The organism is Fimbriimonadaceae bacterium (assembly GCA_019638775.1).
Lineage (GTDB): Bacteria > Armatimonadota > Fimbriimonadia > Fimbriimonadales > Fimbriimonadaceae > JAHBTD01.
The window spans coordinates 879739-897167 of sequence record JAHBTD010000002.1; the positions used below are offsets into that span (position 1 = coordinate 879739).

Sequence of the window (17429 nt, forward strand, 5' to 3'; positions counted from 1 at the left end):
TCACGTCGATCAAGAAAGACCGGCCCCTCTTTGCGTCCTTTGCCCCTTTGCGGACTTTGCGAGAAATCCCTCACGACTCACGACTCACGACTCCCAACAATATGTTATACTTTTATCACGTATTGACGTCGTGGAACAGGAAACCGTTTGGCGAGCGCTGTCCAGCCAGCACCGCAGGAAGATTCTCGACCTGCTGCGCAGTGGCCCAAAAACCACGGGTGATCTCACCCGTGCCATGCCGGGTCTAACCCGGTTTGCGGTCATGCAGCATTTGGGAGTTCTGGAAGAGTCCGGACTGGTTTTAGCCCGAAAAGAGGGCCGAAACCGGTACAACTACTCCAACCCGGCGTTGCTAAGGGACTTATACGAGCAATGGGTAAACCCGATTGCGTCGAGCGCGGCCGAAGCGGCCCAACACTTGAAGCGATACGCACAAACTCAACACGAGGCAATACAAATGAATGAATCATCGTATCGGATGGTGAAAATTGAAATGGAAACGCGCATCCGCGCTCCAAAGAGCGTGGTGTATCATGCGCTAACCGCTGGGTATCCGGAGTGGTGGCCGCACAAGTTCCACGCCGATTCAACACTCTATTTTGACAATGTGGTTGGCGGGACACTGGGAGAACGGTTTGCCCGGGGAGGTTCCGTCGCCTTTGGCACAATCATGATGCTCAAACCGGATGAGCAAGTGATCGTCGTCGGGATTGGCTTCATGGGGAACTTCTCAGCCAAAAACTCAGAAACGCTCAGCCAAGACGGAGAATTCACCGTATACAAGAAACAGCTCAGCATGTGGGGAGAGGTGCCAGAAGAGCTTGAGAAGATGCTGGAAGAAGGTTCTCGGCAGCTGATGGAGGATGCATTGAAGAAATATTGCGAAGCAAAAGCGGGGGGTGCAGCATGAAAGTCGAAATCAAATCACAAAATCCGATTACGGACGAAGCTTGCAAGGCCGCTACCGGCAAAACAATGCAAGAGTGGTACGCCGAGATCGAAGCCAAAGGACTGGAATCCCAAGGCCGACGCGAGATCAACAACTACCTCTATGCCGACTGCAAAGTCGAAGCTTGGTGGGCGGGCACGCTCAGCGTAAGCTACGAAGAGCATAAGGGCAAGAAGGAGAAGGACGGCAGGCTGAAGGGATACTTCATCTGCTCCACCAAGACCATCAACGCACCGGTCGATGCCGTTTACAAAGCCTGGACCGACTCTTCCCTACTCGGCAAATGGATTGGCTCAGGCGCAAAGGTCGACCCCAAAGAAGGCGGGTCGCTTGACGACGGGGACGGCAACAAAGGAACCTTTAAACGCGTCCGCGAGAACAAAGACCTTCGTTTCTCTTGGCATACAGCCGGAGGAGACGAAAGCCTCGTCGATGTCGTTCTCACCGACAAGGGCGGAAAAACCGGCCTCCTCGTCAACCACGACCGAATTCAAACACGGGCTGAAGCCGATGGCATCCGCGAAGCTTGGTCAACGTCTCTCACGACACTCAAAGACATTTTGGAGAAAGGATCATGATCTCAACACTGCTCGCAACAGCATTCATCATCGCCGCCGACGCCGCTGCGCTCAATGGCAATGACCCTGTCGAACTCTGCAAAGGCCACAGCGTAGCCGGAAAGGCTGACCTGACATACAAGCATGGCCTCTACACCTACACATTCTCAAATCAGAAGAACCTTGATCTCTTCAAAGCCGACCCCGAGCGTTGGGGAGTGCAGATCGGTGGCGCGTGCGGAAGCATGGGGCCACTGAGCGGACGGGGAGACGGAACCCGATTTACGGTCTACGACGGCAGGATCTGGCTCTTTGCCTCACTGGGCTGCAAAGCTTCGTTCGAGCGCGACCCGGCAAACCATGTCGACAAGCCAGACGTTGACCTAAAACCCACAGCTGAAGAAGCAAAGGCCGCCAAGGCCATACTTGACAAAGCAGTCGAAGCGCATGGTGGCTGGCAGGCGATCTCTGGAATCAAGAGCTTCGTCTGGGAAACCTCCTCGCCGTACAAGACCTCAGACGGCAAGGATGCGGCGCACATTCGGACCTACGGAATGAAACACCCCGGACATTTTTACTCCGGCTCGGTCTGGGAGGGCGGCGGCGCCTGGAACTGGGGAACGACCAGCGAAGGCAGGGCGCACGATGGGCGCGATACCTTCAACCTTGGAGGGCAGGAACTTGGCTACCTCCAACGCGATCTGATCAAGCAGCCGATCATGCTCCTGCGCTCCAGCCGTGACACGACGTTCCGCGCCAAGCCGGTTTCGATCTCCAGCACCGGCTATAACGGGACCGGCGATGCGGTGCAGGTGCAGATGCTGGGCAAGACGGTGACGATGATCCTCGATCCCAAGACGCATCGGATCATCGCGACGATCAGCCGGGATCGGGCATCAGGGCCTTACACGGCGGTGACTCGCGCATGGTCGAACTATCAGAAAATCAGCGGCGTCGAGGTGCCGATGACGATTACGGTCAGCTATAAGGGGATGCAGACGGACCCCGCGCCGCGATCCTACTCTTCCGTGCGGATCAACGATCCGCTGGATGAGAAGCTGTTCGTAAAGCCAGCCGGGCTGTGATTCACTTTTCCCCTCCTTGTCAAGCCGAAGGATTGATGGGGAGGGGATAAAAGGCGTGGGGTAAACGTTGTCTCCAGACGAAGCGTCTGGAGACAAAATGATCCCCCCATATCTTTCGATATGAGGGGATCAGAAAGCGCGGATAAATCCGCGCACTCCCAAAAAACTAGGAAGCTACAGCCGTCTTCGCCAGATTGATCACTTCGGTGCTGTACTCCTTCGTGCAAGCCTTTCCACCAAGGTCAATCGTCAAACACTGCCCTTCCTGACAAACCCGCAGAACCGAATTCTGAATCCGATCTGCCTGCTCGTGATGCCCCAGATAGCGAAGCATCATCAGCGAGCTAAACAGCAGCGCCGTCGGGTTGGCAACTCCCTTGCCTGCGATATCCGGCGCCGAGCCGTGCACCGCTTCAAACACTGCGCAATCTGCTCCGATGTTGGCCCCAGGGGCAAGTCCGAGTCCACCCACCAAGCCCGCACAAAGATCGCTGATAATGTCGCCGTACAGGTTCTCAGTGACAAGCACATCAAACGTCTCGGGTCGAGTAACGAGCTGCATACAGCAGTTGTCGACGATGATATCGTCGGCCTGGATATCTTTATTCAGGTCGGCGGCCTTGTAAAACTCTTCGAGGAAAAGGCCGTCGCTGAGCTTCATGATGTTGGCCTTGTGGACCACCGTCACACGCTTGCGACCCTGCTTTCGCGCCATGTCGAACGTGTATTTGAAAAGCCGAGCGCTTCCCTGCCGGGTGATGACCTTGATCGACTGCGCCACATCCGGATGGGGCTGATACTCGATGCCCGCATAAAGGTCTTCGGTGTTCTCGCGCACGATGATGATGTCGATATCTTTATCGGCAAACGGTCCCTTCACTCCGGGAAGTGTCTTGATCGGGCGGACGTTCGCAAAAAGATCGAGAGCCTTGCGCAAAGCGACATTCGCGCTGGTGTGCCCACCACCGCTTGGGGTTGTGGTCGGCCCCTTAATCGCAACACCGATCTCCCGAATCGCTTCAATGGTCGCCGGCGGCATCGCCGACCCACACTTCTCGATGGTGCCAAGGCCCGCGTCAAGATAGACCCAATCAGCCTCAAAACCAGTCGCTTCGAGGATCCCGATGGTGGCCTCCATGATCTCAGGGCCGATACCATCGCCGGGTATCACGCCAATGCGCTGCTTACTCATATTAGTATTGTGGCAATTCTGCTGGGTGTTCGGTAGGTAGGAATGAGCAATCGGCGATCAGAGATAAGCTATCAGCTATCAGCTATCAGCTATCAGTTATCAGCGATCAGCGATCAGCTATGGGTGATCGCCGTCAGCTATCTACCCCACCACCCACCACCCACCACCCACCACCCAACGCCCAAAAGCCCGAACGCCCAAATGCCCGAAAGCCCGAACGCCCGAACGCCCCAACACCCAACAATCCAAAATCCAAAATCTACAATCCTCCCCCTGGTCCCATTGACTAAAATTCGTCCAAAACGCGGCATTGGCCCAATCGTTTGATAGAATAGACACAGGACTTTGCTATGAACACATTCCGAATTCTAAGTATCGCTGCAGCAATGGCGCTCGTAGTAGGCATGTCACATGCCGACGACGAACTCGGGAAAAAGCCTAAGCCAAAGCCACCAACCCAGGGTGGCGGCGGTGGACCGGAGACCAAGCCTCCGCCACAGACTAAGCCTCCCGAAAGCAAGCCACCCCAATCAAAGCCCCCAGAGAGCAAACCGCCTGAGAGCAAGCCTCCTCAGACGAAGCCCCCCGAAAACAAACCACCCCAGAACAAGCCACCGGAGAGCAAGCCCCCACAGAATCGGCCTCCAGAGAATAAGCCCCCGACTTCGGGTGGCGGTGACGATGGCGGTCTAGGCAAGAAACCACGACCTGGTCAAGGCAGTGGTTCTGGCAACGGCGGCGGCTCCGGCAGTGGAGGATCAGGCAACGGGAATGGCGGGTCCGGTAACGGAAACGGAAACGGCAATAACCGACCTCCCATCATTATCGGTGGCGGAAACCAGGGTAACGGCGGCAATAGCGGCGGAAACCGTGGCGATGACAAGCTAGGACGAATTGACAACAGCAATCAAGGCCGCCCTGGTCAAGGTAACGACAGCGACCTTGGCAAGAGCAACCGCCGAGACCGCGTGTACAACACCGTCAACAACAGCAACCGTGGCGAGCGCAACTCATCCCCGGGCCGAATCGGGAACGCCCCGATCGACGTGATCGCAGGTTCATTAAAGAATCAGGTGCTGCGCGAGGACAATCCCCGTGCACGCCACCCTTCGCCCGACTATCGGCGCGGATATTACAGCTATCACAACGGCTGGTGCGATGACGACTTTTGGTACTCGCACTATGTGTTCACGCCCACCGTGAACTGCTACGTCTCGCCGTGGTACTACTACAACCATCTGCCCGGATATCTCCAGGTCAACAACATTATCGTTCTGAGCGGCAATCAGAACTATAACTGGAGAGGGTCGTACTACAACTATCGCCCGTATTACAACAACAGCGGAAGTTGGTTTAACGACAACCGGAGCGATCTCGACTACGCCGTCGACGATATCGTGAGCATGTTCGAGCGACAAGATCGCCGAGCGCTTAGCCGATTGCTTCCCCGACGTGGCAACATCGACATCTACTTCGATCAGAGGTATTCGTACTCTCTGGATTCAGATGAGTTCTACGATCTGATGCTCGACGGCATCATGACCACCCGAACTCGCCGCTACGAAGTCGTGCGTGTCGAGAGAAATCGCGACGAAGTCGAAGTTCAGGCTCGCCACCAATACGTCGATCCTTGGGGACGCTCAGAAAGCGTGTTCCACTGGTATCGACTGAAGTGGGAGCGCGACGGCTACGTGATTACCAAGTTCGGTACAACAAACCGTTCAGCCTGGTAAAAGCCACTTACGGCTATGAAAAAGACCCCAGTCCAACAGGACTGGGGTCTTTTTTGCGTCTTGGACCGCAAAATTTCAAAATCTTGCCCAATTTGTGAGGTTTCTTTAGCCGCAATCTAAAGTTGTTCCACATATCGCCAACCATTTCACATGAAATCTACGGGTTTTTTCAAAAAAACCTCAATCACGGACGATACGACACGAGAAGGGAGACATTGAAGTGAGTCTGAGAATTAACACGAATGTTGCGGCGATGAATGCCTTGCGCAATCTAGGCAACACGCAAATGGAGCTTACGGGCACAATTGGCCGTCTGAGCACAGGTTTGCGCATTAACAGCGCAGCCGACGACCCCGCTGGTCTCATCATCAGCGAAGGCATGCGCGCCCAAATGAAGGGCCTTGAGCAAGCGATCCGCAACTCGCAGGATGCTGTCAACATGTCCAAGACGGCAGAATCCGCCCTCGACGAAGTGCAGCGGCTTCTCACGAACATCAGAGGTCTGGCTGTACACGCCGCCAACACCGCTGTTGTCGATTCGTCCGGCCTTCAAGCCGACCAAACACAAATTCGCTCTACCATCCAGTCGGTAAACCGAATCGCCCAGCAAACCCAGTTTGGAACCAAGAAACTGCTCGACGGTACTGCTGGCGTAATGGCGAACGTCACCAGCGTCAACGACGTATCCAGCCTCTACATCGGTGGAACGTTCGCTGGAATGGGCACCGCAACCGGCCCGATCACAATTTCACGAGTCACTCAGGGAACCGTCGCATCGATCTCGCTCGGCCAGACGTTTGCAAACACAAGCAGCATCGTCCCAACCGCAGGCGCTTTCGTTATCAACGGCTACTCCTTCACCACCGACGGCAACGAATCGGTCAACGCGCTGCTCAGCAAGATCAACGCGATGTCCGGCACAACCGGCGTCACCGCGCAGGTTTCCGGCAGTGGTCCGATCTCCATCAACCTCGTGCAGAATCAGTACGGTTCGCAGCACAATATCAGCTTCTTCGACCCGACGAATATCCTACACACATCGGCCAGTGGCAGCGCCAGCGGTATCGACGCTGTGTTCAACGTCACGATCACCACTCAATCGGGCGTCACGACAACGCTGTTCACAGGCGGACGCGGCCCGCAGGAATCGGGTCTGAGACTCACCGATAACTACGGCAACGCAATCACATTGACCGAACAGGGCAACCAGTCCATCACAGGAGCCGGAGCAGTCGTTGGCGAAATCACCGCCGGCAATGTTCAGTTCCAGATTGGCGCGAACCAAGGTCAGGCCGTTCAGTTCAGCATGCCGCCAGTCTTTGCAAATCGACTTGGTACCGGCGTTGTCAGCGGAATGAGCCTTGCCGACATCGATGTAACCACCCAAACGGGCGCAACGAACGCCATGCGCATTATCGACGACGCGATCCAGCAGGTCGCCCGAATGCGCGGCGAACTCGGATCGTTCCAGAAGAACTTCCTTGAATCGACGGTTCGGTCGCTGGGTATCTCGCAAGAGAACCTCGCCGCGACCGAGAGCTCGATTCGTGACGCAGATATGGCAAGCGAGATCACGCAGATGACTCGATTGCAGATTCTCAACCAGAGCGGTATGTCGGTTCTGGCGCAGGCCAACCAAATTCCGCAAGGAATCTTGAGCCTTTTAAGAGGCGGCTAGGTTAAGACGAGCAGAGCAGCGTCTTTGGGGAGGCGCTCCAAACTCCAAGACGGCACGTTCCGAGACGCCCAGGCGCCCCGGAGCGGAACCGTTCGGAGCGAAAGCAAAGTGCGGCGAAGCTCGGATCACTTAACGTGACCTCCTCTCATCGTAAGCCCCGATCACCCGTCGGGGCTTTACAGTTTGTTAGAGGTCCACATTGACCAGGGAATTTTGCCAGGATCGCTTCTCTTGTCTCAAAGAGTACAGAACCTTCATCTCTTACTGAAGCAGAACGTTGGGTATGATGCGCGCATGGATGGAGGCAATAGTTCAAACGTACTAGTCATAGGAGACTGGTATGTTGATGCACACTGGGTTGTAGCACCGCACGAATCGGATACTGCTAGTCGGCCCGGCGACGTTCAAAGCCTATCTATACATGAAGTAGAGGCCACTGTCCGAGCCCTATGCGGAGCTGGCCAAGTCGCTAGCATTCTCGAAGCTGGAAGTCATAGAGGACTGTATGGAGAAATCTATGGCGTGGGCAGCTGGGCGATAGGGGATGATCCACTCATTCAGGCAATGATGCGCGGCAAGAACATCGGGGACAATCCGCTGCACCTGAAATCAAGGATCGAATACCAACCGATAGGCACGAAGAATCCGCAAAGGGTCTACAACCTTTCAACATCTGCTAAAAGCGGCACTAGCCGCGTCATTAGAGTCTATCGCCAAACATCCTCCAACGAATACAAAATAGTCCATCGAATTGACTTTGAGACTCCAGCGCCGTCGGGCGAGCATCGACGTTCATTTCACGATATTCAGAAAGCAATCCCGGATATCAAATACATCCTTGTGAAAGATCATGGGCATGGAATTGTCACTAAGGATCTTATCAAAGAGCTGATCAAATGCTATCCAGATGCCACCTGGTATGTCTCAACAAAGCAATGGAATGCGGACTGGATTTCAGAGCTTAAAAGTCAAAAACTCAGGCTTGTTTTGTATCAATATGAAGCCACAGCGAAGGCCACAACGAACGATGTACTCGCCAAAGAGGTCCGACACTGGTTTATCGACGGAAAAGCGCCTACTCGCGCAGCATTGCAGGCCATTGATCTTAAGTTCCGTGATCTGTGTCCTGACATGGAATATGAGACGAGCAAAAATGGCCCTGTAGTTATCGCCCTTCCCGGTCGCAATTCGCTCATTGCACGAATCCCTGAGGACCCCGCTTTCGGGTGCTTTCATCAAATGATGGAAGAAAAACAGCCTGAATCCTTTATGCCTCGTGCTTCTGCGCTGTTTGCCGCCCTTTTTCATTCAGACGTCGTCTGCAATGATGAGGATCATTGGTGTTCCGCAATTGCTCGTGCCTTAGAATTTACAGGCATATGGGTTCAGGAAGAAGCAGGTCGAATCTCCAAGAATGATTGGAAGGAAAACTCGGCTAGGCTTGCCGATACGAAAACTGGGGACGCCTGTGGGATAACGACTATAAAAGGGAACCCGGCAGATAAGCTACACAAAAGGATACAGGCACTGGAGACTGACAAGCATGTCAGCTTTGCATGGAACCATCTTCTGAAAGAATACAAGGATTCTTTTACAGCCTGGCCAGGCTTAGGAGCGATCAGGCGGAACGGCAGGATGTACCTCGAAGTGTGGCGCGCAATGAGCGACATTCCCGGCGTGATTAGTGTTGTGCGCACAAAGAGGCACACGCTGAATCAACTGTCCCTTGAACTTGACAGATTTGTGCGCTCAAACCGACAGCATCACAAAAGCTTTATGATCGTTGACGATCCTGGCGGAGGCAAGTCAACGCTTGTGAAGCAGTTAGCAAGGTTTAAAGGACTGAGGGTGCTGCAGGTTAACATCACTGAGCTGTCTCGCAAGGAGGATCTGCTTTCCTTCTTCGACACGATCGTCACCTCTCAGGCGCAAGACCCTACCTCCCCCATACTCGTGTTCGTCGATGAGATAAACGCACTCCTTGACAACCAGAACGTTTACAGCGCCTTTCTAGCACCTCTTGAGGATGGGCACTACAACCGCGAAGGAAAATCCTTCACGATACACCCTTGTGTCTGGGTTTTCGTAGGTACGGAAGACCTCAAGCAGACGCGACACCAGCCAAGGACAGTCAGGCATTTGGAGGAGACAAGAGACCAGCTAGTGGCAGAAATTGACAACTTTCTTGCGACTCATGCATCTGGCAGCGACAGAGGTTTCCCCAGCTATGCTCTCGTCGAAGGCGACCACGAACCCGCGCAGGTCGCAATCGCGGGGAAATCGGAAAACTCTCAGTGCGAGGATGGAACCGCAGTCACTATAGGCCTAAAGCACAGTTCCCCCCTAACCGAATTCCATACAAAGACAGAAAGAGAGTCCTACGAGGCCTCTGACCGCACACTCAAAAAGAGCGACTTCCTGTCAAGACTTACATCGCCACCCTTCTTGCTAAATGAGGCGTTGACTGTAGGAGACGAGATCCGCAACCAGATGCCTGTTCTTTGCGCAGAGCTGAAAAAGCTAAGAGATCAGGTAGCGATAGGCAACGACTTTGCTTACGAAGAGTTGCTTGAACTGAGAGGTCGCCAGCTTGGAAACGAACCTGCTCAGTATGCGAGACTTATGATTCTCAGCCGGATGGCCCGCGAAGGGCAGGCTCTGGAGAGGATCTACATCGGTACACACATGATAACAAGCATGCACCCTGAAGTTACAAGGATTAGCCTAAGAGTTCTGAAGGCCTTCGCCATGCTTGAAGACAGCTTCACTTTTCGCGATTTGAGGCATGATCTCGAAAGGCTGGTAAACGTACAGCGCGGCGAGGTGAAATGGCACAATCTGCCAGCCCGCTTCCACCAGCATACGGGTATCGAAAGGGTCGCGAACGGGAAGATAGTCATCCTCAATAGTCCTCGCAAACCCCTCGATCAGTTATGCCCCGAGGATGACGACGCTACCATGGTTGAAATCGTCCGGTCAGTTTCGCAAAGCGATTCGGGTTGGACCGGGATGGCTGTCCGTGACTGACCATTGTTGCGACGCTGCTTTCAAAATGCCGTAGAATAGAAACAGAGCTATCCGCATGGGGGGCCGCAAGGCTGAGATTTCGTACCGGGGAACCGGGCGATGACCCAAATAACCTGATCCGGGTAATGCCGGCGTAGGGATTGTGGAAGGCGTTCACCGCGGTGGTTGAGCTGCCTTTGCAATCGTCAAAGGTGGCTCAACTTATTTGAGGTGAACAAAATTGAAACGCAACGCATTTACGCTCATTGAGCTTCTTGTCGTCATCGCCATCATCGCCATCTTGGCGGCCATTCTCTTCCCCGTTTTCGCTCAAGCGAAGGTCTCGGCTAAAACAACTGCCGACATCAGCAACGGACGCCAAATCGGCATGGCGGTGAAAATGTATCTCACCGACTACGACGACACCATGCCGATCTTTTATGCTTACAATAGCGCCCCTCCCGGCTGGCAGCCAGGACACAAAGGCGTCGAGGTCCTCCTCCAACCCTACTGCAAGAACCAGAACATCTTTAAGAGTCCGTTCGATATCGGAGGACCATACACGTCAGTCGATGTTCCCGGCTCCGACTCTTATTGGAAGGCTTACGGCAGTTCCTACCGCTTCACAAAGTGCCTTTACACGGTCGTCGCCGGAGAGTCCTCCACCAATAACAACCCAACAACCGACAACTGGGTCGTTCAAGAAACCCAGATCGAGTTCCCTTCCGACTCCCGGGTTATGCGCTCGGAGATGTTTCCGTTCTTCGACAAGCGCATCGACATCAACTGCGAAAAGTACGGCTATGATTGCCCGTCTCCGTGGGACTATTACAAACAATGGAGCCCACGTGGAGGCATCTTCATCTTTGCCGACGGCAGCGCTCGGCACATCGTCGCCCCTGGCCAATTCGACAACGCCCGTGTGAACCCAGAAGGCAAAAAATCGGGCGAAGCGCACCCAACCGCCGGAACTTGGTATTGGGCATGTGACTGAAGCAAGCTATCAGCGGTCTGCTATCGGCTATCTTGGAATGTGATCGCCGATAGCTGATCGCCGACCGCCATATCGTCCATAATATCCCCGTGTCCGACATCAATACGCGCGTCGATGAGCTTGCCGAGATCATGTCCGAGTTCAACCTGTCTGAGGCTGAACTAAAGGGCAACGACTGGAGGGTGGCTCTAAGAAAGAACCGACCTGCTCCCACAGCAGCACCGGCGGTATTGCACGATGGGCACGCCGATATGGACGGGATGGCAAGCGAAACTGTCACTCCCGAACCTGCGCCAGCAGCAGAAAAGCCTGTCGGAATGCCCATCAACAGCCCGATGAACGGAATCTTTTACGCCGCGCCAAGCCCAACTGCGGCCCCCTTCGTGAACGAGGGAGACGTTGTCGAGGCTGGCCAGGTCGTCGCACTCATCGAAGCGATGAAGGTCTTTAACGAGATCGTCGCGCCGATGGCCGGAACAGTCCAAAAGATAGCGGCTAAGAGCGGTGATATCGTCAACCAAGGCGACCCCCTCCTATACGTGAGCTGAAATCCTTTTGCTCGGCCCCATCCAATCCAAGATTTCAACCTGCTCGCCGAACATTCTTAGCCATTTTGGCTGTGCGGACTGTGCTTCTTAGGCAAAGTAGAGTCAGCACGTTTGACGGCAAACGCAATTGGGTCTAACTCGACGAAGCCATGGTGCGGGCTTCATAATTGAGCCTCATGAACGCTGGCGAGGCTTCCTCATTTTTGTCCACGGGTGTTCAACCGCGTACCCTTCGCATTGGATTGCTTGGTTTTGGCACGGTTGGCGAAGGTGTGTACCGTATGCTCGAAGAGAACCGAGAGACCATCGAGGCTCGCGCGGGCATGGGTCTTGAGATCGTGACCGCAGGCATTCGCGACCAAGCAAAAACAAGGTCCCTTCCCTCTTCATTCTTTACGACCGACCTTGATTCCATTGTCGAGTCCGCCAACGTCGACGTTGTGGTTGAGCTCATAGGTGGCTGTGATCCCGCAGAACGCCTCATCGAAAAAGCTCTTTCGCTCGGCAAAAGCGTCGTCACCGCAAACAAAGAACTGATGGCCAAGCAGGGCGGACGCCTGGTCAACCTCGCCAAATCCAAGGGTCTCGACCTCCATTACGAAGCCGCTGTCGGCGGGGGCATCCCACTTATCCAACCGCTCAAACATCAGCTCTCCGGCAACGATCTCGTCAAGATGATGGGAATCGTCAACGGCACCACAAACTACATCCTCAGCAAAATGGCAGAGGAAGGCGCCGACTTTGGCGAAGTCCTCCGTGAGGCGCAAGAAAAGGGATACGCCGAGGCTGACCCCACCGCCGATGTCGAAGGTTTCGACGCCGCTTACAAACTCGCCATCCTCGCCTCAATCGCCTTTGGCAGCCAGGTCGACGTCGAAGATATCTATCGCGAGGGCATCACAAAGGTCTCCAGCGTGGACATGCACTATGCCGATGTGCTTGGCTATCGAATCAAGCTCCTTGCCATCTGTGAGCCCTGGGACGATGGCAAAGCCATCTGCCGGGTCCACCCCGCCATGATCCCCAAAGCCCACCCTCTCGCCACGGTCAGCGATGTTTACAATGCTCTCTGGTTCCAAGGCGATTACGTCGGCAGCGTGATGCTCAGCGGCAAGGGAGCGGGCTCAAAACCCACCGCCTCAGCCGTTGTGGGAGATGTGATTGACGTGGCTCGAAACCACATGGTGGAGGGTCCTGGCAGCGCCATTCCTTGGGCGGCAGATTTCCGCCTTGCCACTATCGGAGCGCTGCGGACCGCTTACTATTTCCGAGTCCGAGTCAAAGACCAACCCAAAGTCCTCGGCGCAATCGCCAACACACTCGGCGACGCCGACGTCTCCCTCGCCGCGATGGAGATGCGCGTTGTTGATCCAGAGCAAAACATCGGCGAGATCGTTTTCCTCACCCACACCTGCCAAGAGTCAGACTTCCAGCGAGCCCTAAGCGTTATTCGCGATCTTCCGGTGGTGCTGGATGTCTGCTCCGCGATCCGGGTTGAGGAGTAAGCAGCATTCCCCCTCCTTGTCTGAGCGGAGCGAAGATGGGGAGGGGGTGCAGGGGGTGGGGTAACTGAGTCAGATATCCTTTTCGGATGGTAGTCCAGTCTCGCTACCCAATTCTCTTCTGTCAACATAGAGAAATGCGCGTCGCCTGCTGCCAGCTCACAGTTGCCTTCAACGATCCCCAAACCAACGCCGACCGGGTTTGCGCGACCGTCCGCGAGCTTTCCAAAAAAGGCGTCGAACTGGCCGTCTTCCCCGAGTGCTTCCTCACCGGCTACGCCGCCGCATCCGCCGAAGAAGCCCGCAGCATTGCCATCTCCGAAACGGACCACCCCGTCCACACCCAGATTCAAGCGGTCGTTGAGGAGACGGGGATCGTGGCCATTGTCGGTTTTGCTGGAATCGACTCTGAGGACAAGCTTCGCAACACAGCCGGCCTCTATGAGCCGGGCATGCCGATGCGGCGCTATAGAAAGGCTCACCTGCTTTGCCTGGGTTATGACCGCTTTGACGAAGCGGGAGACGAACTGGAAGTCTTCGATACCAAGGTCGGCAGAATCGGCATCCTCATCTGCTACGACCTGCGTCCTCCCGAAGCTGCTCGCGTCCTAACTCTGAAAGGTGCAGAGATCATTTGCCTGCCGACGAACTGGCCGATCGGAGCCGAAGTCTCCGCACAAAGTGGCTCGATCTCGCGTGCGGCAGAGAACCGGGTCTTCATGGCTACAGCGGATCGTGTGGGCCAGGAAAAGGGCACAACTTTCATCGGACATAGCCGGATCATCGCCCCCAGCGGCCAGATTCTTGCGGCGGCGGACCATCGGGATGAAGCGATCGTTATCGCGGACTGCGATCTCGCCCAAGCTCGGCAAAAGCATGTTGTGAACATTCCGGGGGAGTATGAGTTGGATGTGATCGCCTGCCGCAGACCGGAGCTGTACGGAGTGCTCGGGGAGTAGCCAGTTAACCCCAGCGAAACGCGCATAAAGATAGAGCGTCAACTCCTCGATGCTCGGTCTTTCCTACTTGCTCTGCACCTGTCTCCTCAATACCGCCGACGTCGCGTACGTCGCACGAAATCTGAACTCAGACAGCAAACTCGGCAGAGATATTGCACAGGTTTACATCTGTGATAAAGACGGAAGCAACACGCGACAAATTACAAGCTCGAAGGCGGCCTGTGTCCAAGTGCGCTGGGAGGGCCGGGATGCCATAGCATGGACGACGCGCTCGAACGGTGGCAAATTCTCGCTTTGGTACGCGAAAGCCCCATTCAATAACCCCAGGAAGCTTGCTGAAGGCGAGACAATCTCCGCAATCGACCCGCGTAACTTCGGCAGCAGCTACCGTGAACCGATCTTCAATATCCGGCCAACACTTTCAGAGAACTTTTTCTCTCCGGTCGGATACGTCATTGACGTTGATGGCGACCTACAAGGGAGACGTATCGAATACCTCCCAGTCTTCATGTGGAAGCATCAGCGAGTAAGAGACAACCGAGAAACCCAAGACGACTCTGTTCGCTGGATCACCGCTGGCGGATACGGCCCGTCGGTTGGAGTCGTCTCGTCGATAGGCAAAGCGCGTTCTGGCCTCATCCTTGAGCGAGATGGCAAGCAGTATTCCTGCCCCAATTTCGAGGGCATTCCCATCTCGGCCTGGAACAAGAAGGGGGCAACTTCGTCGTGGATCTACTCGATCAGTTGGTTAAAGGGCGATCCTGTCGAGAGCTTGCACCAAATGAACTGGCTAACCGGCGAGTTTGAACTGGCTGCATTCGGGCGCGAACTAGACGCCGATGTCGAAAACGAGATAGCCGCTTCTTCGCTCGACACCGATGGCTCAATCCGTCATAAACCTGTGTCGGGAACATCGACATCTCATGATCTTCGTGCCCGAAAAAGCTACCGATTCACATCGGCTGGGATGCGTGTTCGGTCGCTAAGTCTTAGACCGCGTTGAAGCAGTGGATAGAGCGCTCACATCACGCCTGCACTTGCAGGTCAGGGCATCGCAGTTATCATGTTCTAAGTCCAAAATCTAAAATCCAAAATCCAAAATTGGTATCCTCCTCCCCATGCCCTTTCGTCGCCGCATGCGCTCGCTGCCCCTGTCCTCCGTCCGCATCACCGACCCCTTTTGGTCAAAGTGGCAAGACACCGTATCGGGCACCACCCTGCTGCACATCCACAAGCAGCTTGAGGAGACTGGGAGGCTGGAAAACTTCCGCAAGGTCGTCCGGGGCGAGAGCGGCACGCACAAGGGGCTCAAATTCGACGACAGCGACGTTTACAAATGGCTCGAAGCCTGTGCGTACAGCCTCGCCATCCGCCCGAACCACGAAGTCGGAAAAGCGGCCCGCGAAGCGATAGATCTCATCGCCCAAGCCCAAGAGGCCGACGGCTATATCAACACCTTTTTCCAGCTCAACTACCCGCAATACAAGTGGGCCAACCTCTCCGCAATGCACGAGATGTACTGCATCGGGCACCTCATCGAGGCCTGCGTAGCGATGGCCCAATACCACAGCGACGAGGCCCTCCTGAACGTCGGCATCAAAGCCGCCGACCATGTGCTTTCGATCTTCGGACCCGAAGGCAGGCTGGGATTCTGCGGGCATGAGGAGATCGAACTCGCATTCATCAAACTCTCGAACATCACCGGCGACCCGAAGTACCGCGAACGAGCCCGCTGGATGGTGGACATGCGTGGTCAGCGACCCTCACCGTTCGAGACTGAGCTGGACACAGGAGCCACCAATGCATTAGCGCCGTGGCTTGCCGGATTCATGAATGCCGACGGCAAGTACAGCGGCGAGTATGCGCAGGACCACGCCCCCGTGCGCGAGCATGACAAGGTCGTTGGACACGCCGTGCGAGCGATGTACCTCTACATCGCCGCCGCAGACCTCGCCGATGGACAAAACGACCAGGCTCTCGAAGACGCGCTTACCCGCGCCTGGACCAACCTCACCAAGCGTCGCATGTATGTGACGGGGGGCATTGGGCCGTCGGGGAGCAATGAAGGATTCACCACGGACTATGACCTGCCCAACCTCAGTTCCTACGCTGAGACCTGCGCCGCGATCGGGCTGTTTCTTTGGGGCCATGCCATGCTGGAGCAGACGGGAGAGGGCGACTACGCCGACGTGATGGAGCTTGCGCTCTACAACGGGCTCCTCAGCGGCATCTCGCTCAGCGGCGACCGCTTCTTCTACGCTAACCCCCACGAAAGCCACGGAACGCATCAGCGCGTGCCGTGGTTCACCTGCGCCTGTTGCCCGCCGAACATCGCCCGCGTGCTGGCGAACTTGGGGAGCTATGCGCTCGGGGCTTACGGCTTCGAGGAGCGTGGCTTGGGCGTCCCGCCCAAGCGTCACACGGGCGTCTCGCCCGTGGATTCTGATATCCATGACCGGGACGGTCATGGGACGCATGGGCGAGACGCCCATTCCACTTCTGACAAGACCGTCTGGATTCACCTCCCCATCGCGATGCAGGCTGAGGTCGCGCCGGGGCTCAAGATCGAGATCGTCGGCGATTATCCGCGGTCCGGAGAGGTTGAGGTCAAGGTCGATCCCACCGAAGGGATGGAGTTTGTGGTGAAGGTGCGCATTCCTCTGTGGTGTGGGAATGTCGAGGTCGAGGGTTTGGACGAAGAGGCCGACTATGACGGAAACTACATCCTGATCCGCCGTCGGTGGAAGCCGGGCGACACCTTTCGTGTGAACTTCGACGTTCAGCCGAAGTGGGTTCGGTGCAACCCGAAGGTTGCGGCAAACCTCGGTCGGGTCGCCCTCATGCGCGGGCCTGTCGTCTATTGCCTGCAGTCCGGGGCCGAGGATCGCACCCCACTCCTGGCAAAGGTCAACACCGACACCGAGATTGCCGAGCGTCCGAGCCAGAGCTTCAACGGTTCGGTAATGCTGTCTGCGCCAGGCTTCCGGGATGCCGACTGGGAGGATGAAGAGCTGTATCTCGACTCTGAGCCGGAATCGGAGAGCGCCGAATTCGAGTTCATCCCCTACTACGCCTGGTGCAATCCTGGGCCGAACACGATGGCGGTTTGGGTGAGGGAGAGGTAAGAGAGGGCAACGCTTCGTCGTCGCCTGTTCAGAATCCGCAGATGCATCTACCCAACCGCAACCCGCCAACCACTTGCCAACAACCTACCAACCACTTGCCA

General features: G+C 55.7%; 13 protein-coding genes and 1 riboswitch. Of the genes, 12 read left to right on the forward strand and 1 reads right to left on the reverse strand.

The window, feature by feature from the left end:
• Positions 1-130: 130 nt before the first annotated feature.
• From KF784_10315 to KF784_10325, 3 genes are read left to right on the forward strand one after another with little or no spacing between them, the layout of a single operon-like run.
• Positions 131-910, forward strand: coding sequence for a helix-turn-helix domain-containing protein (locus KF784_10315; GenBank protein MBX3119450.1), 780 nt, complete (start codon positions 131-133; stop codon positions 908-910).
• Complete coding sequence (locus KF784_10320; protein MBX3119451.1) at positions 907-1527, forward strand: SRPBCC domain-containing protein; 621 nt, start codon at positions 907-909, stop codon at positions 1525-1527. Before KF784_10315 ends, KF784_10320 begins: the two co-directional genes overlap by 4 nt.
• Entirely contained in the window at positions 1524-2591 is a 1068-nt protein-coding gene (locus KF784_10325; protein ID MBX3119452.1) for a hypothetical protein, read from the forward strand. The genes KF784_10320 and KF784_10325 overlap by 4 nt, the downstream gene beginning before the upstream one ends.
• Before the next feature lie 166 nt (positions 2592-2757).
• Here the strand turns inward: KF784_10325 and KF784_10330 are convergent, their stop codons facing one another.
• Positions 2758-3783, reverse strand: coding sequence for an isocitrate/isopropylmalate dehydrogenase family protein (locus KF784_10330; protein ID MBX3119453.1), 1026 nt, complete (start codon positions 3781-3783; stop codon positions 2758-2760).
• Between the two features lie 350 nt (positions 3784-4133).
• Here KF784_10330 and KF784_10335 point away from each other — a divergent pair, with 350 nt between their 5' ends.
• From KF784_10335 to KF784_10375, 9 genes are all read left to right on the forward strand, one after another.
• A complete protein-coding gene (locus KF784_10335; protein MBX3119454.1) occupies positions 4134-5516 on the forward strand; it encodes a hypothetical protein in 1383 nt (460 codons plus the stop codon).
• A 220-nt stretch (positions 5517-5736) separates the two neighbouring features.
• Positions 5737-7194: a hypothetical protein gene (locus tag KF784_10340; GenBank protein ID MBX3119455.1), complete on the forward strand. Its 1458-nt coding sequence runs from the start codon at positions 5737-5739 to the stop codon at positions 7192-7194.
• A gap of 294 nt (positions 7195-7488) precedes the next feature.
• Positions 7489-10221, forward strand: a complete 2733-nt coding sequence (locus KF784_10345; protein ID MBX3119456.1) for an AAA family ATPase — start codon at positions 7489-7491, stop codon at positions 10219-10221.
• A 46-nt stretch (positions 10222-10267) separates the two neighbouring features.
• Positions 10268-10379, forward strand: a riboswitch (TPP riboswitch).
• Between the two features lie 62 nt (positions 10380-10441).
• Positions 10442-11194 (forward strand): prepilin-type N-terminal cleavage/methylation domain-containing protein, encoded by a 753-nt coding sequence (locus KF784_10350; protein ID MBX3119457.1) that lies wholly within the window; start codon positions 10442-10444, stop codon positions 11192-11194.
• An 89-nt stretch (positions 11195-11283) separates the two neighbouring features.
• Entirely contained in the window at positions 11284-11742 is a 459-nt protein-coding gene (locus KF784_10355) for a hypothetical protein (protein ID MBX3119458.1), read from the forward strand.
• A gap of 176 nt (positions 11743-11918) precedes the next feature.
• Entirely contained in the window at positions 11919-13247 is a 1329-nt protein-coding gene (locus KF784_10360) for a homoserine dehydrogenase (protein MBX3119459.1), read from the forward strand.
• A 134-nt stretch (positions 13248-13381) separates the two neighbouring features.
• Complete coding sequence (locus tag KF784_10365; GenBank protein ID MBX3119460.1) at positions 13382-14203, forward strand: carbon-nitrogen hydrolase family protein; 822 nt, start codon at positions 13382-13384, stop codon at positions 14201-14203.
• Between the two features lie 49 nt (positions 14204-14252).
• Positions 14253-15206 (forward strand): hypothetical protein, encoded by a 954-nt coding sequence (locus KF784_10370; protein MBX3119461.1) that lies wholly within the window; start codon positions 14253-14255, stop codon positions 15204-15206.
• Positions 15207-15321: 115 nt separating this feature from the next.
• A complete protein-coding gene (locus KF784_10375; GenBank protein MBX3119462.1) occupies positions 15322-17328 on the forward strand; it encodes a glycoside hydrolase family 127 protein in 2007 nt (668 codons plus the stop codon).
• Positions 17329-17429 lie beyond the last annotated feature (101 nt).